Raw genomic sequence first — 25,472 nt, forward strand, 5'->3', positions numbered from 1 at the left:
CAATCGTTAACACTCATTAACGCAATCTAAATTTCATTTGAGAGATCTTTGTCAAGAATTTAAAAAATAACATTATGAAAAAATTACTCATCGTTTCTTTATTACTTTTAGCGAATATTACTTTTTCTCAAGAGAAAAAAATATCTCTAGAAACAAATTTTGAATCTATTGAAATTACAGTTGATTCTTTAGAAGAAATTGACACTATTAAATGGGATGATTTTAAAGATGTCTTTAAAGAAAACAAACCTGAAAGTATGATTTCTATGAAAGTTACTGTTAAGAATATTAAGAAGGAAAATCTTCTCTCCAATTTTAGCATTGGTGTCAATGGAAAATCTGAACAAATTGATAGCTTAGTAAATCAATTGAAAAAAGGAGTCTTAAAAATGAAACAATTAATCATAAATTTAAACGAAAAAAATAAAAAATGATGAAAGCACATCTAATCGCAATCGCACTTTTGGGTTTTATATTGAACTCAGTTGCTCAAGATTTTACTGGAAAAGCCATTTATAAAACCAACAGAAAAACAGGTTTTAAAATAGGAGGAGATTCTAATTTGTCAGAAGCTCAAAAACAAGAATTGGAAGAAAGATTTCAAAAAATGAATCAAAAAACCTTCATTTTAGAGTTTGATAAATCAACGTCTAGTTATAAAGAAGAAGAAAAACTGAATGCACCAAATCCGAAAGCAAATATGGGAGGAATGCAAGTAATATCAGTTTTTGGAGGTGGAGGTTCAGGAAGTTTGTATTTCAAAAATTTGAAAGAAAAACGTTTCGTAAATAAAACCGAGATCATGGGAAAAACTTTTTTGATCAAAGATTCCATTCCAAATTATGAATGGCAATTGACATCAGAAACAAAAAATATTGGCAATTACACATGTTATAAAGCAACTTTTTCACAAGAAGTTGAAAATATTTCGATGACTGTTGAAAATGGAGAAACAAAGCAAACCAAAAAAACAGAAACCATTATTACGACTGCTTGGTACACACCTCAAATTCCTATTAGTAATGGACCAACAATTTATCATGGTTTACCTGGTTTGATTTTAGAAATTAATGACGGAAAAACCACGATTGTTTGCACGGAAATTGTGTTAAATCCGTCAGAAAAAATTACAATTTCTGAACCTGACAAAGGTAAAATTGTAACTCAGGCAGAGTTTGATAAGATTCGTGATGAAAAGAATAAAGAATTGATGGAGCGTTTTCAAAGCAGAGATGGTAAAGGCATAGAAATTAGAATTGGAGGTTAATATTCGTTTTTGTTTAATTATTTTTTGAACCCATTAAACTTTTAAGTTTTTTTTAAGTCTAAATTGGAGGTATTTAAAATACTTTTGATAAAAAATTAATCAAACATTATGAAATCAATAACAATTCTCTTTTTAGCGTTCTTTTCAGTTGCCACTTTTGCACAAAAAGATTTTCAAGGAAAAGCCATGTACATGTCTAAAACTACAATGGATATGAGCAGATTTGGAAACGAGATGACTGAAGTGCAAAAACAACAAATGATGAATCGTATGAGAAGTTTTCTAGAAAAAACGTATACGCTTACATTCACAAAAACAGAAAGTTCTTTTAAAGAAGATGTAAAATTAGAAACTCCAGGAACAAATGGTCCAATGTGGGGAAGAAGCAATGGACAAGGTTCTATTTATAAAAGTTTAAAGGACAAAGAAATGATTGAAGACGTTGAGCAATTTAGCAAGCGTTTTTTAATCGTTGAAAAAATGGATCAGCCACAATGGCAACTGACCTCTGAAACCAAACAAATTGGTAACTACACTGTGTACAAAGCGACTATGACTATAGAAGATAAAACCATTGATTTTGGAAGTATTTTTAGTAGAAGAGGAAACAATAATCAAAATGATGATAAAAAAAATGAGCCAAGAATGATTGATGTAGTTGCATGGTATTCTCCGCAAATTCCAGTAAGTGCAGGTCCTGATAGATATTGGGGTTTGCCTGGATTAATTTTAGAACTGAACGCTGGAAGAACAACGATGTTATGTACAGAAATTGTGTTGAATCCAGAAGAAAAAATCGAAATTCAAAAACCAAACAAAGGTTCAAAAGTTGAAAGAGAAGAATATAACAAAATCATCAAAGAAAAAACCGACGAATTGAAAGAGCGTTTTCAAGGAAGAGGAAATGGTGGTGGAAGAGGAAGATTCTAAGCAAACAACCCCAAAAAAAATAATCAAATCAAACAAATGAAAAAAATTTTAGTAATCGCCATTTTTATGGTGACTTATATTTCAACTGCCCAAGTAAAACTAACAGGAGTTGTAAAAGATTCAATTGGAACGCCTTTAGAAATGGCAAATGTAATTGCAATTGACGATGTTTCTAAAGCAATAGCCTCCTATGGTTTTTCTGATGCCAAAGGATTTTACAGACTCGATTTAAAAAATAATACGTCTTACACAGTTAAAATAAGTTACATTGGGTTTAAAGAAATTTCTACAGCCATCAAAACTACAACAACTGATATTGTGAAAAACTTCACCATGAAAGAAGACAATATGTTGGATGGTATCAACATTGTTACAAAAATGCCAGTAACAATAAGTGGAGATACCATTTCGTACAATGCAGATTCTTTTAAAAATGGAACAGAGAGAAAGCTAGAAGATGTCCTGAAAAAATTACCAGGAGTAGAAATCAATGCAGCTGGTCAAATTGAAGTAGAAGGGAAGGCAGTTGAAAAAATAACCATTGACGGAAAAGATTTTTTTAGTGGTGATACCAAATTAGCCTCTAAAAACATTCCATCAAATGCGATTGATAAAATTCAGGTTTTAAGAAACTTTTCTGATGTTGGTCAATTGAGTGGCGTTCAAAATAATGAAGACAGAGTTGCCATCAACATCAAATTAAAAGAAGGGAAAAAGAACTTTTGGTTTGGTGATGTTACTGCAGGAATTGGAGATGCTCCCAATGAATCTTTGTATCTTTTTCAACCAAAATTATTTTATTACACACCAAAATATACGCTTAACGTTATTGGAGATGTCAATAATATTGGAGAAGTTGTGTTAGATAGAGGAGATTTAAGAAGTTTTGGTGCCAATTTTCAAAGTCAAAGTCCTTCAAACGGAACAAATATCAATATTGCAGATGCTGGAATTGGTTTTTTAACAGCAAATGCAAGAAATGCGAATAAAATCGAAACCAAATTATCTGCTTTCAACTTTAGTTATTCGCCAAATAAAAAGTTGAGTTTGGGTGGATTTTTAATTTTTTCGAGCAATACCAATGGTCAAAGAAACATCAATACTATTGATTATGTAGACCCAAATACTCCTGATGATGTTGTTGATAATACTACAGATCAAACAAGTAATACTGGATTATTCCGATTTACGTCTATCTACAAAAAAGACATCAACAATCAAATGAATTATAATATTGCAGGTCGTTTTTCAAACGAATTTAAAACTGACAATATAAATTCACGTGTTTTGAGTGATATTACAGAAAGAGAAAATGCAACACCTTTTACTATCAATCAAGATTTAAGTTACTTCCACACAGCAAGTGAAAAAAGTATTTTTGCTATAGAAATCAAACACTTATTACAAGATGAAGATCCGTTTTATATTGCATCTTTAGAAAATAATCCAAATAATAATGATGACGCAAACAATGATGGTTTTGATGATGCAGCAGAAACATTAGGATTGGACAGAAGCAACCAATTTTACAATTTAGAGCAAGACAGACGTGTAAAAACCAATCAATTGGATGCAAAATTGGATTATTACTACATATTAAATTCGGTAAGTAATCTGAATTTTGTAGCTGGGACTATTTTGAGCAATCAAAAATACAATTCACGTTTTTTCCAAATTTTAGATAATGGAAATGAGGTAACACCAAATCCTACAATTCCAGGAATCGTTGATCCACAGACCACCAATGATACTGAATACAAGTTTGCAGATATTTATGCAGGTGTAAGATATCGTTTGAAAAAAGGAATTTTCACCATAACTCCTGGTTTTACAGTTCATTCATACAATTCGCAAAATACCCAATATGGTACTGAATTCTTCCAAGATAAATTTTTCCAAGTGTTACCGGAATTCAATATTATTGCGCAATTTAAAAGAAGCGAAAGTTTGAATTTTAATTATAGACAACAAGTAAATTTTACAGATGTGAACCAAATTGCAAGGGGAATTGTAGCAAATAGTTATAATGCATTTTTTGCTGGTAATGCTGATTTGATCAACGCAAGTTTTCACAACTTTACGCTAAATTATAGAAGTTTTAACTTATTTAATAATAGTAACGTATTTGCAAGATTGGACTACAGAAAAACAATGAATCAGGTAAATAGAAATACCATTTTTGAACCAGGATCTGTAGTTTCTAGTAGTACAACCATCAATTCACCTCTAGATAATGAAAACTTTTCAGCTTTTGGAAGTGTAAGTAAAACCATCAAAAAAATCACGGGAAGATTAGGAGGTAATTTCAATTACAACAAAAGTTATCAATTCATCAACTCTTTGGAAAATACTAACGAAAATATTTCAAGAGGTTTCAATACAAGAATTGGTACTAATTTCACAAAAGCTCCAAATGTTAATTTGAGTTATAATGTAAATTTTTCTGACCAAAAAAATAGTTCAAGAAATACTGATATAAAAACAGTAAGACATATCCCATCAATAGATTTTGATGCATATATTTGGAATTCTTTAACTGTAAAAACTGATTTTTCTTATAACGAAACTAGACAAGATGGAAATTTTATAAATTCATATAAAATTTGGAACGCATCTTTTGCATATAGAAAAGACAAAGATGCGAAATGGGAATATGAATTGGTGGGAAGCAATTTATTAGCTACTGGCTCAAGTGTAAATGTAAATCAAAACATAATTTCGTTCAGTATTAATGAAACATTTGTTTTACCTAGATTTATAAGTTTGAGAATACGTTATCAGTTATAACTAAAAGAGGCTAAATTTAGCCTCTTTTAGTTATAATATTTAATTTTGACATGCCCAACTTAGCTCAATTCTTTTCAATTGTTCAAGTTCAGCAACTAATAGTGGCGTGCCAGGATAATTTCCGACAAGAATACTTTCTATCATTCCATCATAAAAACTCCTAATAAGCATCTTTTCAATTAAACAATCATAAGGATCAGTTAACTGTACAGATTGTGTAATAACTTCTTCTTTTTTTAAAGTTGCAGATGAACAAATAAAAATAATACCAAATAATAAAATAACTCTTTTCATAATTTTTTGTTTTTAATTTTCTAAATATATTAAAAAATATTTAATATTAAAAAATTTTATTATTGTAAGCCTAAGTCTTCGTTATCAATTATAATTTCACTTTAAAAATTTTAAACAAATGGCTCAATTTTTTTGAGCCATTTTTGTTTAGTTTCCTTATTTTCGTGGCATGAGTGTAGTTGCTTCAAAATCATCTTTCTATACAACATACAAAACACTTGGTTTGTTGTATTTATTTTTTATTGTTGGCTTGTTTTTGGATAGTTTTTACATGGTAAAAATTACTGAAAATGCGCAACTTTATGCCAACACTTTGATGATTATCATGTTTATCATCACTTTTTTTAGAGTGAATAAACGACTCAAAGAACAAATGTTAGCAGCTGTTTTGATTGCTTATTTTGGCGAATATTTATTCTCCATTTTGATGGGAATGTACACTTACAGATTGGAAAACGTGCCTCATTATATTCCTTTTGGTCATGCTTTTGTATATATCGCAGTTTTGTGTTTTTCAAAAGCAGCTTCCATAAAAGTGCATCATCTATCTTTAGAAAGATTCTTTACCATTTTTATATCTATATATGCCACTGTTTTTTTAATTTTTGAAAATGATGTTTTTGGATTTGTCATGACAGTTGCCACTTTATTGATTTTAAGAAACAAACCTAGAGAGCGTCTTTTTTATTTAACTATGTATATTACTGTGGTGGTTTTAGAATTGGTTGGAACTTATTATAAATGCTGGTATTGGCCAACTACAGCTTGGGGAATTTTTGATTTTTTACCCAGTTATAATCCGCCAAGTGGTATCAGTTTCTTTTATTTTTTATTAGATTTGGGCACACTTTGGTTGTATAAAAAGCGACATCAATTGGCTTGGAAACGCATGAAAAACATTCGAAAAATCAGATTACAATCTTCAAATTAAAACAAATAAATGTCTATAAAAGTAACTTCCGTTTCAAAAAAATATGGCACTCAAAAAGTGTTGAATGACATTTCATTTGATGCTAAAAATGGAGAAATCATTGGTTTTTTAGGTCCAAATGGTGCAGGAAAATCAACCATGATGAAAATTTTAACAGGCTATTTAAAACCTGATGAAGGCGAAGTTTTAATCAATGATATTGATGTTTTGAAAAACCCATTGCAAGCTCAAAAAACAATAGGGTATTTGCCTGAACACAATGCTTTGTATACTGATATGTATGTTAGAGAATACTTGCATTTTTGTGCAACTATTTACAAAATTATTGATTTTAAAAACGGTTCTGTAAAAGAGCAAATTGAAACTTGTTTAGAGAAAGTTGGTTTACAAGTTGAGGCTCATAAAAAAATTCATCAATTATCTAAAGGATATCAACAAAGAGTGGGCATAGCTGCTGCTATTTTACACAATCCATCAGTATTAATTTTAGACGAACCAACAACAGGTTTAGACCCAAATCAGTTAGTAGAAATCAGAACCTTGATTAAAGAATTAAGAAAAGATAAAACAGTATTATTTTCTACTCATATTTTACAAGAAGTAGAGGCAGTTTGTGATCGCGTGTTGATTATCAATAAAGGAACTTTACTGTTAAATGAACCTATAAAAAACCTAAAAGGCAAGAGTTTAGAAGCTATTTTTAGAGAAACAACAACAGTTTAGTTTGCTTAAAATCAATTCAACTTATAATTGATTTGCTGTTTTTGCAAAATATCTAACAACGAACTTGAAACATTTATTTTTGTATTTCTACTTGGTAGATTTACTTCGATATTTTCGATTTCATCCCAAATTGTAAACTTTAAAGATTTTTTCCCAAGGTTATTTTTTAAAATACTCTCTAAGTTTAAAATCGTGTCTTCTTTTAAGTTTTCAATGGGAATATTAATCGTAAGTTTTTCACAATAGGTGTCTAAAACTTCTGTCAAAAGTTTAAAATCATTGAAAGAAATACTTACTTCATCATTGTAAAAATTCTTTTTAAATGTTGCTTTGACATACACAAAATTATTCAAAGACAAAAAATGTTTGAACTTTAAGTAATCTTCTTTAAAAATCCTAAATTCATAATTGTCATTATAATCCTCCAAAACAAAAGAAGCCCAAGGATTTCCAGTTTTAGAAACACGATGTTGCACATCTGTAATGATTCCTGCAAAGGATATATTTCTTCCGGCAAATTCTTTGATATCTTCTTTGAAAATAGACAGATTTGTGTTGCAAAAAGCCATTTCATTTTTAAAATCATCTAAAGGATGTGCAGAAATATACATGCCAATGACTTCTTTTTCTTGGGATAATAATTCCATAGTTCCCCAAGTTTCGCAATTCGGAATTTCAGGTTCAGGGAATTGAATGGTTGATGCTTCTCCAAACAAAGAAACCTGAGTTGAATTTTTATTTTCTTGAAATTTACTACCGTATTTCATGGCACGCTCTAAAAAGGTAATTCCCTTTTCATCTAACGCAAAATATTGCGCTCTGTGAGTATCTGTAAACGAATCAAAAGCGCCTGCTTTTACCAAACTGTCAAAGGCTTTTTTGTTGGCAACTCGCAAATCTGCACGTTTTGCCAAATCGAAAATGGATGAGTAATTGCCATTTTCTTTACGTTCATCAATAATCGATTTTACTGCATGCGCTCCAACACCTTTGATGGCTGCCATTCCAAAACGTACAGCACCTTGTTTGTTTACGGAGAATTTCAAGTACGATTCGTTGATATCAGGTCCTAAAACTTGCAATCCCATTCGTTTGCATTCTTCCATAAAAAATGACACTTGTTTGATGTCATTCATATTATTTGACAACACAGAAGCCATGTATTCAGCAGGATAATGCGCCTTTAAATAAGCAGTTTGATAAGCAATAAAAGCATAACAAGTTGAGTGACTTTTGTTGAAAGCATAACTCGCAAAAGCTTCCCAATCTTTCCAAATTTTTTCTAATTTTTGCGCATCATGGCCATTTGCAACTGCTTGTTCAATGAATTTTGGTTTCATTTTATCTAAAACAGCTGCTTGTTTTTTTCCCATGGCTTTTCGTAAAACGTCAGCTTCACCTTTCGAGAAATTTGCCAATTTTTGCGAAAGCAACATCACTTGCTCTTGATACACTGTAATTCCGTAAGTTTCCGCCAAATACTCTTCCATATCAGGCAAATCATATTGAATTTCTTCATAGCCATGTTTACGGTTGATGAATGAAGGAATATATTCCATTGGTCCTGGTCTGTATAGCGCATTCATGGCAATTAAATCTCCAAAAACTGTTGGTTTTAAAGTACGCATGTGTTTTTGCATTCCGGGAGATTCGTATTGAAAAATACCAACGGTTTCTCCTTTTTGGAATAATTCATAGGTTTTTTCATCATCCAAAGGAAATGAATCAGGATCCAAATCAACACCATGTCTGGCTTTGACAATTTTAACAGTATCTTTAATTAATGTTAGTGTTTTTAATCCTAAAAAATCCATTTTCAACAAACCTGCAGATTCCACAACAGCATTGTCGAATTGTGTCACATACATATCAGAATCTTTCGCTAAAGCCACAGGAACATAATTGGTAATATCTCCAGGAGTAATGATTACTCCACAAGCATGCGTTCCAGTATTTCTTACAGAACCCTCTAAAATAGTGGCTTTATTTACAGTTTCTGAAGCTAAATTTGCACCTTCGGAAAGTTGTCTTAATTCCTCAACTAAAAGTTTATCTTCAGCTCTTAGACTATCAATTTTTGATTTATTTCGTTCGTCATCACTAAAAATATGTTGTAATTTGATGACATTTGGAATCAATTTTGCAATTCTGTCTGCTTCAAAAAGCGGTAAATCCAGCACTCTTGCAGTATCTCTGATGGATGATTTTGCAGCCATTGTTCCATAAGTAATAATCTGCGCAACTTGATTAGAACCATATTTTTGAATCACGTAATCCATGACTTTGCTGCGTCCTTCATCATCAAAATCGATATCAATATCGGGCATCGAAACACGTTCAGGATTTAAGAAACGCTCAAAAAGCAAATCGTATTTGATAGGATCAATATTGGTAATCCATAAACAATAGGCAACTACTGAACCTGCTGCAGAACCACGTCCTGGACCAACAGCAACTCCCATATTTCGAGCTTCTCTAATGAAATCTTCAACAATTAAAAAATAACCTGGATATCCTGTTTTTTCAATAACTTCTAACTCAAAATCAAGACGTTCTTTTAGTGAATCCGTCAATTCGCCATATCTTTTTTTTGCACCTTGATAAGTTAAATGTCTCAAATAATTATTTTCACCTCTTTTTCCTCCATCTATCAAATCTTCTTGAGAGTGAAATTCTTTTGGAATATCAAAGGCGGGCAACAAAACCTCTCTTGATAAAGAATAAATTTCAACTTTATCAACGACTTCTTGTACATTACTAATTGCTTCAGGAATATCCGCAAAAAGTTTTTTCATTTCTTCAGTTGATTTAAAATAATATTCTTGATTTGGCAAACCATATCTGTAACCACGTCCTTTTCCAATAGGAGTGGCTTGTTTTTCTCCATCTTTTACACACAATAAAATGTCGTGCGCATTTGCATCTTTTTTATCTAAATAAAAAGTGTTGTTAGTGGCAACAATTTTGATGTCATGTTTTTTAGAAAACTTCAACAAAGTTTCATTTACAATATTTTCATCTTGTTGATTGTGACGCATCAATTCCAAATAAAAATCGTCTTGAAATTCTTGTTTCCACCAAAGTAAAGCTTCTTCAGCTTGTGATTCGCCCAGATTTAAAATTTTATTCGGAATTTCGCCATATAAATTTCCAGACAATACAATAATATCTTCCTTATATTTTTTGACGATTTCTTTGTCTATTCTTGGTACATAATAAAATCCATCAATAAATGCGATGGATGACATTTTTGCCAAATTATGATATCCATTTTTGTTTTTTGCAAGCATAACAACTTGAAAGCCATTGTCTTTGATGGATTTATTTTTATGGTCTTCGCAAATATTAAATTCGCAACCAATAATAGGCTTTATTTGATGTTCAGCAACTTTATTATGATTTAAAATTGCGCTTACAAAATGAAAAGCTGCCATCATATTTCCGGTATCTGTCATGGCAACTGCAGGCATTTTATCAGCTGCAGCCGCTTTTACCAAAGCATCAATTTGAATGGTAGATTGCAACACCGAAAATTGTGTATGGTTGTGTAAATGACTGAAAGCAAAATTTGTTAGTTCGTGTAACCCTTCAGTGGTAGTTTTTGATGTAACATCTTCTTTGAGTTTCTCGAGCTTTTTTCGAATCTTATCACTTTCTTTTTTTAAGTTTACGTGCTGTAAACCAATAACTTGTATGGTTTTTGGATTCTTTTCATTGAATTCTTGAAAGTAGTTTCCTTCAACTTTCAATTCTTCTTTACTGAATTCACCAATTCGAATCAACTCGAAAAAACAACGAGTAGTTGCTTCAACATCCGCAGTTGCATTATGCGCTTCATCAAAATCTATAGTAAAAAGATGTTTGTGTAATTCTGTTAACGTTGGAAGTTTGAATTTTCCTCCACGACCTCCAGGAAGTTTGCACAAAGAAGCTGTTTTTTCAGTACAAGTATCTAAAATAGGAAGCTTTGTAAGATTGTTTTCAATACCAAGCCTGTGAAATTCACAACCCATGATATTGATATCAAAGCCTACATTTTGTCCTACTACAAAAGTTGTTTTTTTCAAAACTTCATTAAATAAGGCAAGTCCTTCTTCTAAAGAGATTCCTTGTTCTTGAGCCAATTCTGTTGAAATTCCGTGAATTCTCTCTGCATCAAATGGGATGTTAAATCCATCAGGTTGCACCAAAAAATCACGATGTTCTATCAGATTTCCAAAAGCATCATGCAATTGCCATGCAATTTGTATACACCTTGGCCAATTGTCGGTATCAGTAATAGGAGCATTCCAACTCTTTGGCAATCCAGTAGTTTCGGTGTCAAAAATTAAATACATGTTTTTGAGATTTTTTGATGATTTTGGGATTTTAAAAATACAAAATCATGTAAGAAAAACACACCTACTTTCTTAGGGATTTATCAACAAATTTTTCTTTTTACAATTCAATTTGAAAACCTAAATTTTACCTTGATAGAAATAAAAATAGTTGTATATTTGCGCCCACTTATCACGAGTTGGTAAAAATTAGTATAAACCGAGGTCGAGAACCTCACAAAATCAATACATTATGTCTGTAAAAATCAGATTACAAAGACACGGAAAAAAGAACAAACCTTTCTTTTGGATTGTAGCTGCTGATGCACGTGCAACAAGAGATGGACGTTACTTAGAAAAATTAGGAACGTATAATCCAAACACAAATCCTGCAACTATTGATTTAGATGTTGATGGAGCTGTAAAATGGTTACAAAATGGTGCACAGCCTACTGATACTGCAAAAGCAATTTTGTCGTACAAAGGTGCATTATTGAAAAATCATTTAGCTGGTGGAGTTCGTAAAGGTGCCTTAACAGAAGAGCAAGCGGCTGAAAAATTCAATGCTTGGTTAGAGGAAAAAGCAGCTAAAGTAACTTCAAAATCAGAAGGATTGACTAAAGCTCAAGCAGATGCAAAAGCAAAAGCCTTAGCAGCTGAGAAAGCAGTAAACGAAGCAAGAATTGCTGCAGCAACTGCAAAAGTAGAGGAAGTTGCTGAAGTTGAAGCAGCTGCCGAAGAAACTACTGAAGAAAATTCAGCAGAATAAAACTTTACAACGATAATGCGTAAAGAAGACTGTTTTTATTTAGGCAAAATCGTTAGAAAGCATAGTTTTAAAGGGGAAGTTGTTATCAAATTAGATACAGACGAACCTGAATTGTATCAAGAAATGGAATCCGTTTATGTCGATTTTGGCAATAATCTGGTTCCATTTTTTATTGAAAAAAGTTCTTTGCATAAAGGAAATCAACTTCGAGTTCAGTTTGAAGATGTATATTCTGAAGCTGATGCAGATGCAATTTTAAAATCAGATATTTATTTGCCATTATCTTTATTGCCTAAACTTTCTGGAAATCAATTTTATTTCCATGAAATTATTGGATTTAAAGTAATTGATGCTTCTTTTGGAGAGGTTGGTATCATTATAAATGTTAACGAAACTTCGGCTCAGCCACTTTTTGAGATTGATAGAGATGGAAAAGAAATTTTTATTCCTATGGTTGATGAGTTTATCAAAAAAGTTGACAGAGCAAACAAAACTATCGAAGTTCAAACGCCTAACGGATTGATTGAACTTTATTTATCTTGAAAATTGTTCAAGAAAACTAGAGAGGTGCAAGAGTGGTTGATTTGGCTACCCTGGAAAGGTAGTATACTGGAAACGGTATCGAGGGTTCGAATCCCTTCCTCTCTGCAAGTTTCCACAAAAACAAATAAAACCCATTAAATTCAGAGATTTAATGGGTTTTTGCTTTTAATTTTATTGATGAATTCTACAGTTGTAGCATTCATAAAAAAGTTGAATTCATACTTGTTTCTATATTAAAACTTTTAAAACCAAATATTTTATACAATTCCTACAAATAAACTCTCATCAGTTTTTGTAACAGTTGCAAGGTTTTTATCAAGATTGAGATATAAAGTTTAATGGTTTTTATATTAAATCAAAGTATTTTAATGCAATACCTGCAATAACTCCAACTATCATGAGGCTTATGAAAAAAATAACTAATCCAAATATGAAACGAAATAATTTTAAAATATTTTTTCCAATAGAAAGCTTATAAATTCTTCCAAAGGCATACATATAAAAAAGTATGTAAGCAACAATACTATAACTGTAAATAGATGGATTTATAAAGACAGCAAAAATGAAAAATAAAAGAGTAACATAAGTCAGAAATCCATAAATGAAGGCATTTATAACTACATGTTCTCCAAAATTATGTGGCTTTCTATAAGTCCATTTACTCAAAACTGCATAAATTAAAAGAAAAACAAAGGTTAGTAAGTTGTAATATCGCAAAGTAAATTGCATCCAACCACTCATAAATTTTAACTGCATTTGAGCCGTTTTCTTTTCTATTTCTAGTTTTTGAAACTGTTTTGCGTCAATGTTTTTTACAGTACTGAGATCTAATGTGGCTTTTTGTTTCAGTTCATTAATTTGGTCTGATTGAATAGCGTTATTTACTTCAATAAAATCATCAGCAAAATAATTAAAAACTAACAAAGACAAACCAGCACCAATTGCTAAAAATGCAAACGGATTTATATAACGATTTCTAACTCCATCCAAATATTCATTAATTACATTTTCTGGATTAGTAAGTATTTTTCGTAATGTCAAGAAAAATTTATTATCAACTCCAAAAACATTGATAAAAAAGTCTACAAATAGTTTTTTAAACGTAATTCTTTGAGCAACTACTTTTCCACCACAATTATTACAGAATTGCGAGTTTTCATTTAAAGGTTCTTGACAGTTTTTACAGTTCATGAAAACAAAAATAAAAAAAAGAACCACATTTCTGTGATTCTTTTGTAAAGTATTTTAAATCATACAATTATACGATTTCTACAAATAAACCTTCATCAGTTTTTGTAACAGTAGCTAATTTATTTTTTGTAAGATGTTTCAAAGTTTTGTCCCACTTTTTATTAGATAATCCTGATTGAATTTTTAAATCATTCAAATCAATTTTTGTTGCTTTGGTTATCATTTCTAAAACAGCTTTTTCTTCAGCATCCAATTCAACTGCAATAGCTCTTTTTTCTGGACGCATTTGAGGGAAAAATAACACTTCTTGAATGGATTGGTTGTTTGTTAAAAACATGATCAATCTGTCCATACCAATTCCCATTCCTGCTGTTGGAGGCATTCCGTATTCTAAAGAACGTAAAAAATCATAGTCAATAAATTGAGTAGCTTCATCATCGCCTTTTTCTGCCAATTTTAATTGATGTTCAAAGCGTTCGCGTTGATCAATTGGATCATTCAATTCAGAATATGCGTTTGCAATTTCTTTTCCACAAACCATCAATTCAAAACGCTCTGTCAACTCAGGATTTTTTCTGTGCTCTTTACATAAAGGCGACATTTCTTTTGGATAATCAGTAATAAACGTTGGCTGAATATAATTTCCTTCGCATTTTTCACCAAAAATTTCATCAATCAATTTGCCTTTCCCCATTGTTTCATCCACAGCAATTCCCATTGATTTTGCGGCGATTCTAATTTCATCTTCTGTTTTACCAGCAATATCAAAACTTGTAAAATGTTTGATGGAATCAGCCATTGTAACTCTTGCATAAGGCGCTTTAAAATCAATTTCATGATTGCCAAAAGTAGCTTTGGTTGTTCCATTTACGGCGATTGCACATTGTTCTAACAATTGTTCGCAGAAATCCATCATCCAATTGTAATCTTTGTATGAAACGTAGATTTCCATCGCTGTAAATTCGGGGTTGTGCGTTCTGTCCATTCCTTCATTTCTGAAGTTTTTCGAGAATTCATACACTCCATCAAAACCGCCAACAATCAATCTTTTTAAGTACAATTCATTTGCAATTCGCATATACAAAGGAATGTCTAACGAATTGTGATGCGTTATAAAAGGTCTTGCAGCTGCACCTCCAGGAATGGGTTGTAAAACAGGTGTTTCTACTTCAAAATATCCAGCTTCATTGAAAAAAGAACGCATGGCATTGAATAATTTGGTACGTTTTACAAACACTTCTTTTACATGAGGATTTACAACCAAATCAGCATAACGTTGTCTGTAACGCAATTCTGGGTCATTAAATTCATCATAAGTATTTCCTTCAGCATCTGTTTTTGGTAAAGGCAAAGGTTTTAAAGCTTTACTCAATAATTTAAATTCTTTGACCATTACTGTTTTTTCACCCACTTTTGTGGTAAATAAAGTTCCAGTAATTCCTATAAAATCACCAATATCCAGTAATTTTTTATACACTTCATTGTACATGGTTTTGTCTTCGCCAGCACAAATTTCATCACGATTAAAATATACCTGTATTCTTCCTTCTCCATCTTGAAGCTCAGCAAATGAAGCATTTCCTTGAATTCTTCTAGACATTAATCTACCAGCAATTACTACCTTTTTACCTTCTGAAAAATTAGATTTAATTTCCTTTGAATTTGAATCTAGTGGAAATAAATCTGCTGGATAAGGATTGATGCCTAAAGTGCGCAATTTTGCTAACTTTTCTCTACGTACAACTTCTTGTTCTGATAATTGCATTGGGTTTGTAAATTTTCTGATGTTTTATAAAGGTTGCAAAGATACAATCTAAAGCACTAATTTACAATCAAGAAAAGGATTAAAAATACGTTTGAAGTTGGTAAATAGTCAAAAAGAATTTATATTTGCATGTTGTTTGTAAAAAATCAACAAGTTGTGTTGTTTTGGCACTTTCGTAAAAAGTGTCTTGGTTTTGTTAGCCAATGGAAAGCTTCCCTAATTTGGGACGCTTTTTTTGTTTTAAAGAGTTCCTTTTTAATCAAATTATCTTCATTTTATTCTTTTTTCATCTTTATATTTGTTGTCAGAAATATTTATCAAAATGAAAAAAATAACCTTATTTTTTGCGTTTTTACTCTTGTTTTCTTGCAGTAAAAAATTATTCAATGAAAAATGGACAAAAGAAAAAGCACCATCAGAATTCAAAGCAGTTTTTGAAACTACCAAAGGAAATTTTGAGATTTATGCCAAAAGAGAATGGTCTCCAAAAGGTGTTGATAGGTTGTATTCTTTGATAAAAAATGGTTTTTATACAGACATGCCAATTTTTAGAGTGGTTCCTAATTTTGTGGCTCAATTCGGGATTCATAATGATTCAATCCTAAATAATAGATGGAGTAAATTTGGGTTGGATGATGAACCTGTAATCGTTAAAAACGACTCTATGACTATTGCTTTTGCTAGAGGTGGTGTAAAAACCAGAACTACTCAAATTTTTATTAATTTGAAAGATAATAATCGTTTGGATGAGTTAGAGTATAGTGGAGTGAAAGGTTTTCCTGTGGTAGCAAAAGTGATAAAAGGATCAGAAAATGTTTTGAAATTTTATGATAAATACGGAGATAAATTAGGTTTTCGCCAAGATTCTATTCAGAAATATGGAAATAAATTCATCAAAAAAAACTATCCAGAAGTTGACTTTATCTACAAAGCAACAATTTTAAAATAACAACAGTAAACAAAAAAACCACTGAGAAATCAGTGGTTTTTTTATTATAAAAAGTAAGATTACTGAATTTTAAAAATTACTTTTCTTGCTAATTGTCTAGCATCTTTTCCTACACTTGCATCAATTCCACCTCCAACATAAGTCATTCTTGTAGAATCGATTCCTGCCGCAACAAGCATGCTATATACATTTTTTGCTCTGTTTGTTGAAAGAGTTTGGTTACGACTTTCAGTTCCTGTTTCGTCTGCGTATCCAATGATTGTTGCTTTTATGTGAGGATTATCCATCATAAATTGTTTTAAATAATTTACAGAATTTAAAGAACCATCTTGAATTTCTGCTTTATTTACATCAAAAAATACATTAACATATCCTTTGTTTAATAATTCTTTTATAAAATCAACATTCGAATCAACAACAGTACCATCCTCTAATGTTTTTTCACCTCTTTTTACATATCTATTATCTAATTCAGTGATAATTAACTCATTGGTAACAACTACTCCTTTATTTTTTAAATTAGCAATTTCTACTTCAGCACTGTCTAAACGCTTTTTTAGTGATTCTAATTCAGAATTTAGATTGTTATTATTTGCTGTAGTTTTTTCGACTGTAAAATCTGCATGTTGTTTTTTGTTTCCTAAGGCAATATTTACACCTATTGAAGTATTAAACATACTTACATTTGTCTCTCTTGCAGTTGGGTTTGAGCCACCATCAATACTGTTTTCTTGACCAAAATGGACGATTGAAGAAAAATCAGCAAAAACTGAAATTTTATCAGAAATTTTAAATTGCGGTGTTAATCCTAAAAGTAAGTTTACCATACCATCACCACCATTTACAGTCGGACTAATTGTATTTAAACTAGAAAAACCTCCACCTGCATGCAATAATAAATTAATTCTTTTTGACCAAGAATTGAAATTTAAAACATTTCCAATATTTACAACACCTTCTAATGAAGCTCTGTAATAATTTGCATCAAAAGCAGGTGTACCTTTTGTTTCTGAAAATTTACTAAATCCTAAATCAAAACGCAATCCAAAGCGATTATTTAACATGTAACGAACACCTAAATTACCTTGTCCTAAAGGACTTGCACTGAAGCCAGGTGTTAAAGGTACTCCAATTGTATGCATTCCAGCACCTAAATCAATTGACCATTTGTTATAGTCTTCTTGTGCATTTGTATTTTGATTTAAAGAAACCAACAATACTCCAAAAAAAATAATTTTTAAAAATTTCATCCCCTTTATTTTTAATTGCCACAAATTTAACAATATTTCTCTCATGAATTTACAATAATTTTAAACTTTAATCTTTAAAATCATAATGATTTTTATGGATTTACTTTTTAAATAGCTCTGTAAAATATTGATAAAAATACGGAATCGTTTCTATGCCTTTTAAGTAATTCCAAATTCCAAAATGTTCGTTTGGCGAGTGAATTGCATCAGAATCTAGTCCAAAACCCATCAAAATTGTTTTGCTTTTTAATTCTTGTTCAAATAGAGCTACAATAGGTATACTTCCTCCACTTCTTTGAGGAATTGGAGTTTTCCCAAAACTTTTTTCATAAGCTTTACTTGCTGCTTGATACTCAATTGTATCAATTGGAGTCACATAACCTTGACCACCATGATGTGGTTTTACATTTACTTTTACTGATTTTGGAGCGATACTTTCGAAATGATTTTTGAATAATGTTGTGATTTTTTCCCAGTTTTGATTTGGTACCAAACGCATTGAAATTTTTGCAAAAGCTTTGCTAGCAATTACTGTTTTTGCTCCTTCACCTGTATAACCTCCCCAAATTCCATTTACATCCAAAGTTGGTCTTATAGAATTTCTTTCGTTAGTTGTGTAGCCTTTTTCGCCATGAACATCATCAATATCTAGCGCATTTTTATAGTTTTCTAGTGAAAATGGTGCTTTAGCCATTTCAGTTCTTTCTAATGTGGAAAGTTCTTCGACAGCATCGTAAAAACCGGGAATGGTAATTCGATTATTTTCATCGTGCAAAGAAGCAATCATTTTGGTTAAAATATTGATGGGATTTGCAACTGCACCACCATACAAACCTGAATGTAAATCTCTATTTGGTCCAGTAACTTCAACTTCTACGTAACTCAAACCACGCAAACCAGTTGTGATAGAAGGAATATCATTTGCAATCATTCCTGTATCCGAAATTAAAATGACATCATTTGCTAATTTTTCTTTATTTCTAGGTACAAACCAAGATAAATTTTTAGAACCAACTTCTTCTTCACCCTCAATCATAAATTTTACATTGCAAGGTAAATTTCCAGTGGATGTCATATATTCTAATGCCTTAATATGCATGAACATTTGACCTTTGTCATCACAGGCTCCTCTTGCAAAAATGGCACCTTCAGGATGGATTTCAGTTTTTTTAACAACAGGCTTAAATGGAGGAGATTCCCATAAATTGATTGGGTCAGCAGGCTGCACATCATAATGGCCATATACCAAAACGGTTGGTAAATTTTTATCGATAATCTTTTCTCCGTAAACAATAGGATATCCTGGAGTTTCACAAATTTCTACTTTGTCACAACCTGCTTTTTTTAAACTTTCAGAAACGAAATTTGCAGTTTGTAAAACATCATTTTTATAAGCAGAATCTGCACTTACAGAAGGTATTTTTAACAACTCAATTAATTCATCAACAAACCTATTTTTATGTTCATTGATATATGTTTTTATGCTATTCATATGTTCGTTTTAATTCAATTCAAAAATAGAAAAATTATAGGAATCTGCTTTGTAGTTTGTGATGATTGATTATATTTGCATCCCGATTTCGAGCAATTGAGATTGAAAAAAAGCGAGCGTGGTGGAATTGGTAGACACGCTAGACTTAGGATCTAGTGCCGAAAGGTGTGAGAGTTCGAGTCTCTCCGCTCGTACAAAAAGCTTCTTTTAAAAGAAGCTTTTTTTGTTTTATTAAAATAGGTTATCAATAATTAAACATTTTTAATAGAGATTTCCTCAAAATCAACCGTTTTTTCAGCATTAGAAAAAATCACGATTGTTTCTTTGGGTGGAATTGTTAATTTTCTTTTCGATAAATCAATCCAAGCTCCATATACTTTAATGACTGCTGCTAATTTTCCAGCTTCATTGAAAACCTCGTGCACAATTTTCCATCGCTCATAGTTTTTAGAAACGCCTGCCAATTTAATATTCACAGTAATATTTTCTCCCATCAATATTTCTTTTCTAAAAGAGGTTTCTTCAGTAAACAAAATTGGGCCAATATTGTGTTTTGTAAAATCATCGATTGAAAACTGCTGAGCTGCAAAATAGCGAACTCTTACTTCAGCAGCATAATCGTTGTAAGCTGTGTGACGCATGTGTCTATTTGGATCAAAATCTGACCATTTTGTGGCAAATGTTACTTGAAAATTCATTTTTTTTCTTAATAAAAAAACCTGATGAATTTTCACCAGGTTAAAGGGTTTATAATACTTTTATTAGTTTTTTACTATTGCAGTTTTTTTGCTAAGTTTTAGTTCGCTCAACACATTTAATGCTTCAGAAATGTAAATATCTTTAGTTAAATTTTTATGCCAAGCTACTCTTTTAGATTCTAAATCTTTGTTTTCTTTCATCAAAGCTACTTCGTATTTCGGAGATGTAAATGTAACATCAGATTTAAATTCAAAAACAGATGTAAATTTTTTAGCTTCTTTTTCTTTTGCTTCATTTTCTTTTACAAATTTTTCATAATTCAATGAGAATGAGGCGTTATCTTGATTTTCTTTTAGCCATTTTGCATATTCATTTATTTTGATAAATTTCTCATTTGAAGCAATTCTTTGCTTGCTGTTATACACAACATCAGCAAAATTAGAGTAAGAATTTGCTTGTTTGTAATCTGCTTGTACTACTTTATCCCAGCTCAAAGCGCCTTCTAAATCTCTTTCACCATTTTTTAAATAACTCAATCTTGTTGGCATCGCAATATCAGAATAAACGCCCTCTTTTTGAGTAGAACCTCCATTAATTCTATAAAATTTTTGAATGGTCATTTTTAAAAAGCCCAAATCTTTTTCATATTTCGGATAAAACTGATTGATAGGCAAAATATTTTGAACGGTTCCTTTACCATACGTTTGATTTCCGCCCAAAATCACAGCACGCTTGTAATCTTGCATAGCAGCTGCAAAAATTTCAGATGCTGATGCAGAAAACTCATTTACCAACACTACAACTGCTTTGTCCCATTGTGTTTTTGGATCTGTATCTCTTTTTACTACAGGATTTTCTCCACGATATTTAACTTGAACAATTGGACCTTCATCAATAAATAATCCTGAGATTTCTATGGCCGTTTTTAAAGATCCTCCACCATTATTTCTTAAATCGATAATCAATCCTTCAACACCTTCTGATTTTAAGCGTTCAATTTCTTTTTCCATGTCTTTGGCTGAATCTCTATAATTTTCATCCGAAAAATCAATGTAAAAACTTGGTAAATCAATAATGGCATATTTCTTATTGTTTTTCATCACAATACTTGATTTCACAAAAGTTTCACCCAATTCAACAACATCTCTAATGATAGAAATTTCTTGAATTGTTCCATCAATTTTTTTCTTAACAGTCAAACGCACTTCTGTTCCTTTTGGACCTTTGATAAATTTTATGGCATCATCCAAACGCATTCCAACAATATCCAAGGGTTCTTTATTTCCCTGTGCAACTTTTAAAATGATGTCTCCTTCTTCTAAATCACCTTGTTTCCAAGCTGGGCCACCTGAAACTAACTCGAAAATTTGTGTATAAATTCCTTTTTTTTGCAAACGAGCACCAATTCCTTCTAGTTTTCCAGAAATATTTTGGTCAAAAACCTCTTTAACATTGGGTTGCATATAGGTTGTATGTGGATCAAAACCGCTAACAATTGCATTTAAATAAGTTGAAAACCAATCTTCGTGTTCTAATTCTTCAATTCGTAAGTACAATTCGTCCATACTTTTTAGCACTTCTGCTCTTGATTCTTTTTCAAGAGTTTCAAATGATTTTACAGTATAGTTTTTGTCTTTTTTTAGTTTGTCTTTTTCAAGGGCAGTTAATTCTTGAATTTTATCTAAGGTTTGTAATTTTAGTTGCTTTCTCCAATAATCAATCAATTCGTTGTAGTTTTTTGCAAAGGGAAGTTTTTCATAATCTAAATCGATAGTTTCTTCTTTTGTGTAATCAAAAGGTTTGTCTAAAATTCCTCCATAATAACTTTTTGCTTTTTTAACTCTTTCTAAAAAACAATTGTAAACTAAATTGTAAAAACTCAAATCATCTTTTAGTAACTGATTGTCAATCTGGTATTTGTATCTAGAAAACTCTTTAATGTCATCTTGTGTAAAATACCTTTTACTAGGATCTAAACCATCAATAAAAGTTTTGAAAACATGTTCTGAAAAAGAATCGTTTAAATCTTTAACAACATAATGACCACGAGTTAAAATATTTTTTAAAACAAAAATCAATACTTTATCTTTTTCAGGATCTTCATTTTTAGCAACTTTTTCATTGGCAATTATTCCTGAACTCTTGATTAAAAAAAGGAATGCAAGTAGTGTAAAACTCAATTTAAAATTCGACTTCATAAATCTGCTTATTAGTTTTTAATTTCTTTGTTTGAAAGTACTAAAATAGTACCAATTATTAAATATTTCCTTGTTTTTTATAAATTCCATAGAAAATTTCATAAATTACTTTTCCTTTTTCATCAACAGTTGTCCATATTTGGGTAACTGTATTGTCTTTATTCTTTTTCCATGTTATTTGATTAGCAAAACTTCTAGGATTTGCTTCAACAAGATCACTTTTCAAAATCATTTTTCCATCTTTAAAATGACCTTTAAGATTCATAATAAATCCAGAATTATCAATCCAAATTTGGTTCCAAGTGTCATCTTTTGGATTGTAATAATTGTAACTTGTGCCTGTATTTTTGCTAAGTTTAGAAACCCAATTTTCTTGCAATACACAATCATTTTGTAGTTTAATTACTTTGTTTGTACCCACTAAATCTCCTTCTTTGTCGTAAACTTTCCAATTTCCTTCCCAAAAATCAAATTGTTCATATTTTTCTCCAGAACAAGGAACTTCATTTTGATTTTGAGCCACTAAAATTGATGAAATAAGAATGAAAATTATAATAATTAATTCGGTTTTTAATGAGTCCATAGCTTACAAGTTACTTTCAATACAATATTATATAATTTTATATAGCTTTACTCTTTAGGAAATGTTAAAAAGAAATTCGTATAAAATAAATTACATTTGCATTCAAAATCACAATTATGCAAGAAAAACCTTTAATTTTAGTTACAAATGATGATGGTATTACAGCACCAGGAATCAGAGCATTAATCAAAATAATGAATACAATTGGTGATGTTGTTGTGGTTGCTCCTGATAGTCCGCAAAGTGGAATGGGACATGCAATTACAGTTGATAATGTGTTGACTTGCAATCCAATAACTATTGATGATGGTCCTCAATTAGAATATACTTGCTCAGGAACTCCTGCAGATTGTGTAAAAATGGCAGTTAGTGAAATTTTAAATAAAAAGCCTGATTTGTGTGTTTCTGGCATCAATCATGGTTCAAATTCATCCATTAATGTTATTTATTCTGGAACAATGAGTGCAGCAATTGAAGCAGGAATTGAAGGAATTCCTGCCATCGGATTTTCGTTATTAGATTTTAAATGGCATGCCGATTTTAGAGCTTGCGAAGATTTTGTAAAAAACATTACTTTAAACACACTTTTAAATGGTTTGCCAGAAGGAATTGTGTTGAATGTAAACATCCCAAGTGTTAAAAAAGAAGAACTAAAAGGCGTAAAAATTTGCAGACAAGCCATGGGTTTTTGGAAAGAAACTTTTGATAAACGAAAAAGTCCATTTGGCAAAGAATATTATTGGCTTTCAGGCGAATTTGTTAATAAAGATAAAGGTCAAGATACGGATGTTTATGCTTTAGAAAATAATTATATTTCAGTGGTTCCTGTTCAATTTGATTTGACAGCACATCATATGATTCAAAAATTAAATTCTTGGGAACTGTAAAAAAAGACATATTAATAGGATTTTTAGTGGCACTTTTTGCCACTTTTGGAGGTATATTTTTTTACATTGAATATTTTTCTAAATATTCTTTTGAGGAAACTTTACAAATGATTTCCGATGGAAATTTATATGGAAAGGTATTATCAATTGCTGCAATTCCGAATCTTTTTGTGTTTTTTATTTTCCTGAAAAAAAATCAAGATAATAAAGCGAAAGGCGTTGTTTTAGCCACTATTTTAATTGCTTTTACAACATTAATTTTAAAGTTTTTCTAAATGAAATACTACATTATTGCAGGTGAAGCTTCAGGAGATTTGCATGGATCAAACTTGATGAAAGCCCTTTTCGAAGAAGATGCAACAGCTGATATTCGTTTTTGGGGTGGAGATTTAATGCAAAATGTGGGAGGAACTTTAGTAAGTCATTACAAAGAACGAGCGTTTATGGGCTTTTTTGAAGTGATTAAAAACTTAACGAAAGTCCTACAATTCATCAAATTTTGTAAAGAAGATATTGCAAAATTTCAGCCAGATGTTATTGTTTTTATAGACAATTCAGGATTCAATTTACGCATTGCAAAATGGGCGAAACAGCAAGGCTTTAAAACCAACTATTACATTTCTCCTCAAGTTTGGGCAAGTAGAGCAGGTAGAGTTGAAGACATCAAAAGAGATATTGATAACATGTTTGTGATTTTACCTTTTGAAAAAGAGTTTTACAAACAATTTAATTACGAAGTTACTTTTGTTGGTCATCCATTAATTGATGCAATTGCTGATAGAAATCAAGTAGATATTTGGGGTTTTCGCAATGAATATAATCTTGATGAACGACCAATCATCGCTATTTTACCCGGAAGTAGAAAGCAAGAAATCACAAAAATGTTGAGTGTAATGTTGTCAATTATTGATGATTTTAAAGAATATCAATTTGTAATTGCAGGCGCTCCAAGTCAAGATTTTTCTTTTTACAAGCAAATTATTGGGGATAAAAATGTGGCCTACATCAATAATAAAACTTACGATTTATTAAGTGTTTCTCATGCTGCTTTGGTTGCTTCAGGAACTGCAACTTTAGAAACAGCATTATTTAAAGTGCCTCAAGTGGTTTGTTATAAAGGCGGCTTTATTTCGTATCAAATTGCAAAAAGAATCATTACCTTAAAATTTATTTCGCTTGTAAATTTAATTATGGATAAAGAAGTCGTAACCGAACTAATCCAAAATGATTTTACAAAATCGAATTTAATAAAAGAACTTTCAAAAATTTTAGAGTCAAATCAAAGAAAAAAACTATTTTTGGACTATTATGATTTAGAAATAAAATTAGGAGGAAAAGGAGCTTCCAAAAAAACAGCCAATCTTATTGTAAATTGTTTAAAAACAAATTGTTAATGAGCAAAATTTATTTTTCACTACTAGTAATTTTAGTTCTTTTAAGTGCTTGCTCATCAACACAAGATATATATTCTATAAAATCAAGTTCAAATGTAAAAATCAATAATGTTGTTGATTTTGCACTGAAACACGAAGGTGTAAAATATAGGTATGGAGGAACAACAAACAAAGGAATGGATTGTTCAGGCTTGGTAACCACATCTTTTAAAGAAGCCAACATTACCTTACCACGAAGTTCTGGAGATATGTCAAAAGAAGGAAAAGAAATTCCTTTAGAAAGTGTAAAAAAAGGTGATTTAGTATTCTTTGCCGCTAGAAATAGGAAAAAAAACATAGATCATGTTGGTTTAGTTACAGAGAACAAAAACGGCAAAATTCAATTCATTCACTCTACTACTCAAAGAGGTGTTATTATCTCTTCATTTTCTGAAGAATATTGGCAAAGAACTTTTGTAAAAGCAGTTACATTATTTTAAAATTTCTTCAAAAAAAATAGTAACT

The 25,472-nt window shown here is 30.9% G+C and carries 21 protein-coding genes, 2 tRNA genes and 1 pseudogene; 15 read left to right on the forward strand and 9 right to left on the reverse strand.

Translation table 11 applies throughout. The features are described from left to right. Positions 1-74 precede the first annotated feature (74 nt). From WHA43_RS11050 to WHA43_RS11065, 4 genes are all read left to right on the forward strand, one after another. Entirely contained in the window at positions 75-434 is a 360-nt protein-coding gene (locus WHA43_RS11050) for a hypothetical protein (RefSeq protein ID WP_105047099.1), read from the forward strand. Continuing rightward, positions 431-1,267 (forward strand): GLPGLI family protein, encoded by an 837-nt coding sequence (locus tag WHA43_RS11055; RefSeq protein ID WP_226742896.1) that lies wholly within the window; start codon positions 431-433, stop codon positions 1,265-1,267. Before WHA43_RS11050 ends, WHA43_RS11055 begins: the two co-directional genes overlap by 4 nt. Before the next feature lie 108 nt (positions 1,268-1,375). Further along, entirely contained in the window at positions 1,376-2,197 is an 822-nt protein-coding gene (locus WHA43_RS11060) for a GLPGLI family protein (RefSeq protein WP_105047101.1), read from the forward strand. A 36-nt stretch (positions 2,198-2,233) separates the two neighbouring features. Continuing rightward, complete coding sequence (locus WHA43_RS11065) at positions 2,234-4,984, forward strand: TonB-dependent receptor (RefSeq protein ID WP_105047102.1); 2,751 nt, start codon at positions 2,234-2,236, stop codon at positions 4,982-4,984. A 39-nt stretch (positions 4,985-5,023) separates the two neighbouring features. Here the strand turns inward: WHA43_RS11065 and WHA43_RS11070 are convergent, their stop codons facing one another. Continuing rightward, the gene (locus tag WHA43_RS11070; protein ID WP_105047103.1) at positions 5,024-5,278 is read right to left on the reverse strand and encodes a hypothetical protein; all 255 of its coding nucleotides are present in this window, start codon (positions 5,276-5,278) and stop codon (positions 5,024-5,026) included. A gap of 169 nt (positions 5,279-5,447) precedes the next feature. Between WHA43_RS11070 and WHA43_RS11075 the strand changes: the two genes are divergently transcribed. Further along, entirely contained in the window at positions 5,448-6,209 is a 762-nt protein-coding gene (locus WHA43_RS11075) for a hypothetical protein (RefSeq protein ID WP_105047104.1), read from the forward strand. Positions 6,210-6,218: 9 nt separating this feature from the next. Further along, positions 6,219-6,908: pseudogene (locus tag WHA43_RS11080) on the forward strand (ATP-binding cassette domain-containing protein); the annotation flags it as partial. 35 nt (positions 6,909-6,943) lie between these two features. Here WHA43_RS11080 and dnaE read toward each other — a convergent pair. After that, the gene (gene dnaE / locus WHA43_RS11085; protein ID WP_105047106.1) at positions 6,944-11,269 is read right to left on the reverse strand and encodes a DNA polymerase III subunit alpha; all 4,326 of its coding nucleotides are present in this window, start codon (positions 11,267-11,269) and stop codon (positions 6,944-6,946) included. Positions 11,270-11,501: 232 nt separating this feature from the next. Here dnaE and WHA43_RS11090 point away from each other — a divergent pair, with 232 nt between their 5' ends. The 3 genes from WHA43_RS11090 to WHA43_RS11100 all read left to right on the forward strand — a co-directional run bounded on the left by WHA43_RS11090 (position 11,502) and on the right by WHA43_RS11100 (position 12,665). After that, a complete protein-coding gene (locus WHA43_RS11090) occupies positions 11,502-12,017 on the forward strand; it encodes a 30S ribosomal protein S16 (RefSeq protein WP_105047107.1) in 516 nt (171 codons plus the stop codon). Between the two features lie 15 nt (positions 12,018-12,032). Then, positions 12,033-12,560, forward strand: coding sequence for a ribosome maturation factor RimM (gene rimM / locus WHA43_RS11095; protein WP_105047108.1), 528 nt, complete (start codon positions 12,033-12,035; stop codon positions 12,558-12,560). Positions 12,561-12,578: 18 nt separating this feature from the next. Next, positions 12,579-12,665: transfer RNA gene (locus tag WHA43_RS11100), tRNA-Ser, on the forward strand. A gap of 240 nt (positions 12,666-12,905) precedes the next feature. Here WHA43_RS11100 and WHA43_RS11105 read toward each other — a convergent pair. Together WHA43_RS11105 and lysS are read right to left on the reverse strand one after the other, a co-directional pair. Continuing rightward, entirely contained in the window at positions 12,906-13,751 is an 846-nt protein-coding gene (locus tag WHA43_RS11105; RefSeq protein WP_105047109.1) for a DUF3667 domain-containing protein, read from the reverse strand. Between the two features lie 67 nt (positions 13,752-13,818). Continuing rightward, on the reverse strand, positions 13,819-15,516 hold the full coding sequence (gene lysS, locus WHA43_RS11110; RefSeq protein ID WP_105047110.1) for a lysine--tRNA ligase: 1,698 nt from the start codon (positions 15,514-15,516) through the stop codon (positions 13,819-13,821). A 322-nt stretch (positions 15,517-15,838) separates the two neighbouring features. On the opposite strand from lysS, the gene WHA43_RS11115 reads away from it, so the two are divergent. Further along, complete coding sequence (locus WHA43_RS11115) at positions 15,839-16,465, forward strand: peptidylprolyl isomerase (protein WP_105047111.1); 627 nt, start codon at positions 15,839-15,841, stop codon at positions 16,463-16,465. A gap of 59 nt (positions 16,466-16,524) precedes the next feature. On the opposite strand, the gene WHA43_RS11120 is transcribed toward WHA43_RS11115, so the two are convergent. Beyond that, complete coding sequence (locus WHA43_RS11120; RefSeq protein ID WP_105047112.1) at positions 16,525-17,715, reverse strand: OmpA family protein; 1,191 nt, start codon at positions 17,713-17,715, stop codon at positions 16,525-16,527. A gap of 100 nt (positions 17,716-17,815) precedes the next feature. Beyond that, positions 17,816-19,207 carry a dipeptidase gene (locus WHA43_RS11125; RefSeq protein ID WP_105047113.1) on the reverse strand — a complete coding sequence of 464 codons (1,392 nt, stop codon included), beginning with the start codon at positions 19,205-19,207 and terminating at the stop codon, positions 17,816-17,818. Between the two features lie 112 nt (positions 19,208-19,319). On the opposite strand from WHA43_RS11125, the gene WHA43_RS11130 reads away from it, so the two are divergent. After that, a tRNA-Leu gene (locus WHA43_RS11130) sits at positions 19,320-19,401 on the forward strand. 57 nt (positions 19,402-19,458) lie between these two features. Here WHA43_RS11130 and WHA43_RS11135 read toward each other — a convergent pair. The 3 genes from WHA43_RS11135 to WHA43_RS11145 form a co-directional block, all read right to left on the reverse strand. After that, positions 19,459-19,905, reverse strand: a complete 447-nt coding sequence (locus tag WHA43_RS11135; protein WP_105047114.1) for an acyl-CoA thioesterase — start codon at positions 19,903-19,905, stop codon at positions 19,459-19,461. Positions 19,906-19,968: 63 nt separating this feature from the next. Continuing rightward, a complete protein-coding gene (locus tag WHA43_RS11140; RefSeq protein WP_105047115.1) occupies positions 19,969-22,104 on the reverse strand; it encodes a carboxy terminal-processing peptidase in 2,136 nt (711 codons plus the stop codon). A gap of 58 nt (positions 22,105-22,162) precedes the next feature. Next, on the reverse strand, positions 22,163-22,687 hold the full coding sequence (locus WHA43_RS11145; RefSeq protein WP_105047116.1) for a hypothetical protein: 525 nt from the start codon (positions 22,685-22,687) through the stop codon (positions 22,163-22,165). Positions 22,688-22,803: 116 nt separating this feature from the next. On the opposite strand from WHA43_RS11145, the gene surE reads away from it, so the two are divergent. From surE to WHA43_RS11165, 4 genes are read left to right on the forward strand one after another with little or no spacing between them, the layout of a single operon-like run. Then, positions 22,804-23,574, forward strand: coding sequence for a 5'/3'-nucleotidase SurE (surE, locus tag WHA43_RS11150; RefSeq protein WP_105047117.1), 771 nt, complete (start codon positions 22,804-22,806; stop codon positions 23,572-23,574). Continuing rightward, positions 23,562-23,849 (forward strand): hypothetical protein, encoded by a 288-nt coding sequence (locus WHA43_RS11155; protein ID WP_105047118.1) that lies wholly within the window; start codon positions 23,562-23,564, stop codon positions 23,847-23,849. The genes surE and WHA43_RS11155 overlap by 13 nt, the downstream gene beginning before the upstream one ends. Further along, entirely contained in the window at positions 23,850-24,968 is a 1,119-nt protein-coding gene (lpxB, locus tag WHA43_RS11160; RefSeq protein WP_105047119.1) for a lipid-A-disaccharide synthase, read from the forward strand. Then, positions 24,968-25,447, forward strand: coding sequence for a C40 family peptidase (locus tag WHA43_RS11165; protein WP_105047387.1), 480 nt, complete (start codon positions 24,968-24,970; stop codon positions 25,445-25,447). Before lpxB ends, WHA43_RS11165 begins: the two co-directional genes overlap by 1 nt. Positions 25,448-25,472: the final 25 nt, after the last annotated feature.

Source organism: Polaribacter gangjinensis (assembly GCF_038024125.1).
Lineage (GTDB): Bacteria > Bacteroidota > Bacteroidia > Flavobacteriales > Flavobacteriaceae > Polaribacter > Polaribacter gangjinensis.

What these genes read in the sequence shown, in the direction of transcription:
- WHA43_RS11050 (WP_105047099.1), top strand. Translation starts at nt 75, where the DNA reads ATGAAAAAATTACTCATCGTTTCTTTATTACTTTTAGCGAATATTACT.
- WHA43_RS11115 (WP_105047111.1), top strand. Translation starts at nt 15,839, where the DNA reads ATGAAAAAAATAACCTTATTTTTTGCGTTTTTACTCTTGTTTTCTTGC.
- WHA43_RS11135 (WP_105047114.1), bottom strand. Translation starts at nt 19,905, where the DNA reads ATGAATTTTCAAGTAACATTTGCCACAAAATGGTCAGATTTTGATCCA.
- surE (WP_105047117.1), top strand. Translation starts at nt 22,804, where the DNA reads ATGCAAGAAAAACCTTTAATTTTAGTTACAAATGATGATGGTATTACA.
- WHA43_RS11055 (WP_226742896.1), top strand. Translation starts at nt 431, where the DNA reads ATGATGAAAGCACATCTAATCGCAATCGCACTTTTGGGTTTTATATTG.
- lpxB (WP_105047119.1), top strand. Translation starts at nt 23,850, where the DNA reads ATGAAATACTACATTATTGCAGGTGAAGCTTCAGGAGATTTGCATGGA.
- WHA43_RS11075 (WP_105047104.1), top strand. Translation starts at nt 5,448, where the DNA reads ATGAGTGTAGTTGCTTCAAAATCATCTTTCTATACAACATACAAAACA.
- WHA43_RS11125 (WP_105047113.1), bottom strand. Translation starts at nt 19,207, where the DNA reads ATGAATAGCATAAAAACATATATCAATGAACATAAAAATAGGTTTGTT.
- lysS (WP_105047110.1), bottom strand. Translation starts at nt 15,516, where the DNA reads ATGCAATTATCAGAACAAGAAGTTGTACGTAGAGAAAAGTTAGCAAAA.
- WHA43_RS11140 (WP_105047115.1), bottom strand. Translation starts at nt 22,104, where the DNA reads ATGAAGTCGAATTTTAAATTGAGTTTTACACTACTTGCATTCCTTTTT.
- WHA43_RS11120 (WP_105047112.1), bottom strand. Translation starts at nt 17,715, where the DNA reads ATGAAATTTTTAAAAATTATTTTTTTTGGAGTATTGTTGGTTTCTTTA.
- WHA43_RS11060 (WP_105047101.1), top strand. Translation starts at nt 1,376, where the DNA reads ATGAAATCAATAACAATTCTCTTTTTAGCGTTCTTTTCAGTTGCCACT.
- WHA43_RS11165 (WP_105047387.1), top strand. Translation starts at nt 24,968, where the DNA reads ATGAGCAAAATTTATTTTTCACTACTAGTAATTTTAGTTCTTTTAAGT.
- WHA43_RS11065 (WP_105047102.1), top strand. Translation starts at nt 2,234, where the DNA reads ATGAAAAAAATTTTAGTAATCGCCATTTTTATGGTGACTTATATTTCA.
- dnaE (WP_105047106.1), bottom strand. Translation starts at nt 11,269, where the DNA reads ATGTATTTAATTTTTGACACCGAAACTACTGGATTGCCAAAGAGTTGG.
- WHA43_RS11070 (WP_105047103.1), bottom strand. Translation starts at nt 5,278, where the DNA reads ATGAAAAGAGTTATTTTATTATTTGGTATTATTTTTATTTGTTCATCT.
- WHA43_RS11090 (WP_105047107.1), top strand. Translation starts at nt 11,502, where the DNA reads ATGTCTGTAAAAATCAGATTACAAAGACACGGAAAAAAGAACAAACCT.
- WHA43_RS11105 (WP_105047109.1), bottom strand. Translation starts at nt 13,751, where the DNA reads ATGAACTGTAAAAACTGTCAAGAACCTTTAAATGAAAACTCGCAATTC.
- WHA43_RS11145 (WP_105047116.1), bottom strand. Translation starts at nt 22,687, where the DNA reads ATGGACTCATTAAAAACCGAATTAATTATTATAATTTTCATTCTTATT.
- rimM (WP_105047108.1), top strand. Translation starts at nt 12,033, where the DNA reads ATGCGTAAAGAAGACTGTTTTTATTTAGGCAAAATCGTTAGAAAGCAT.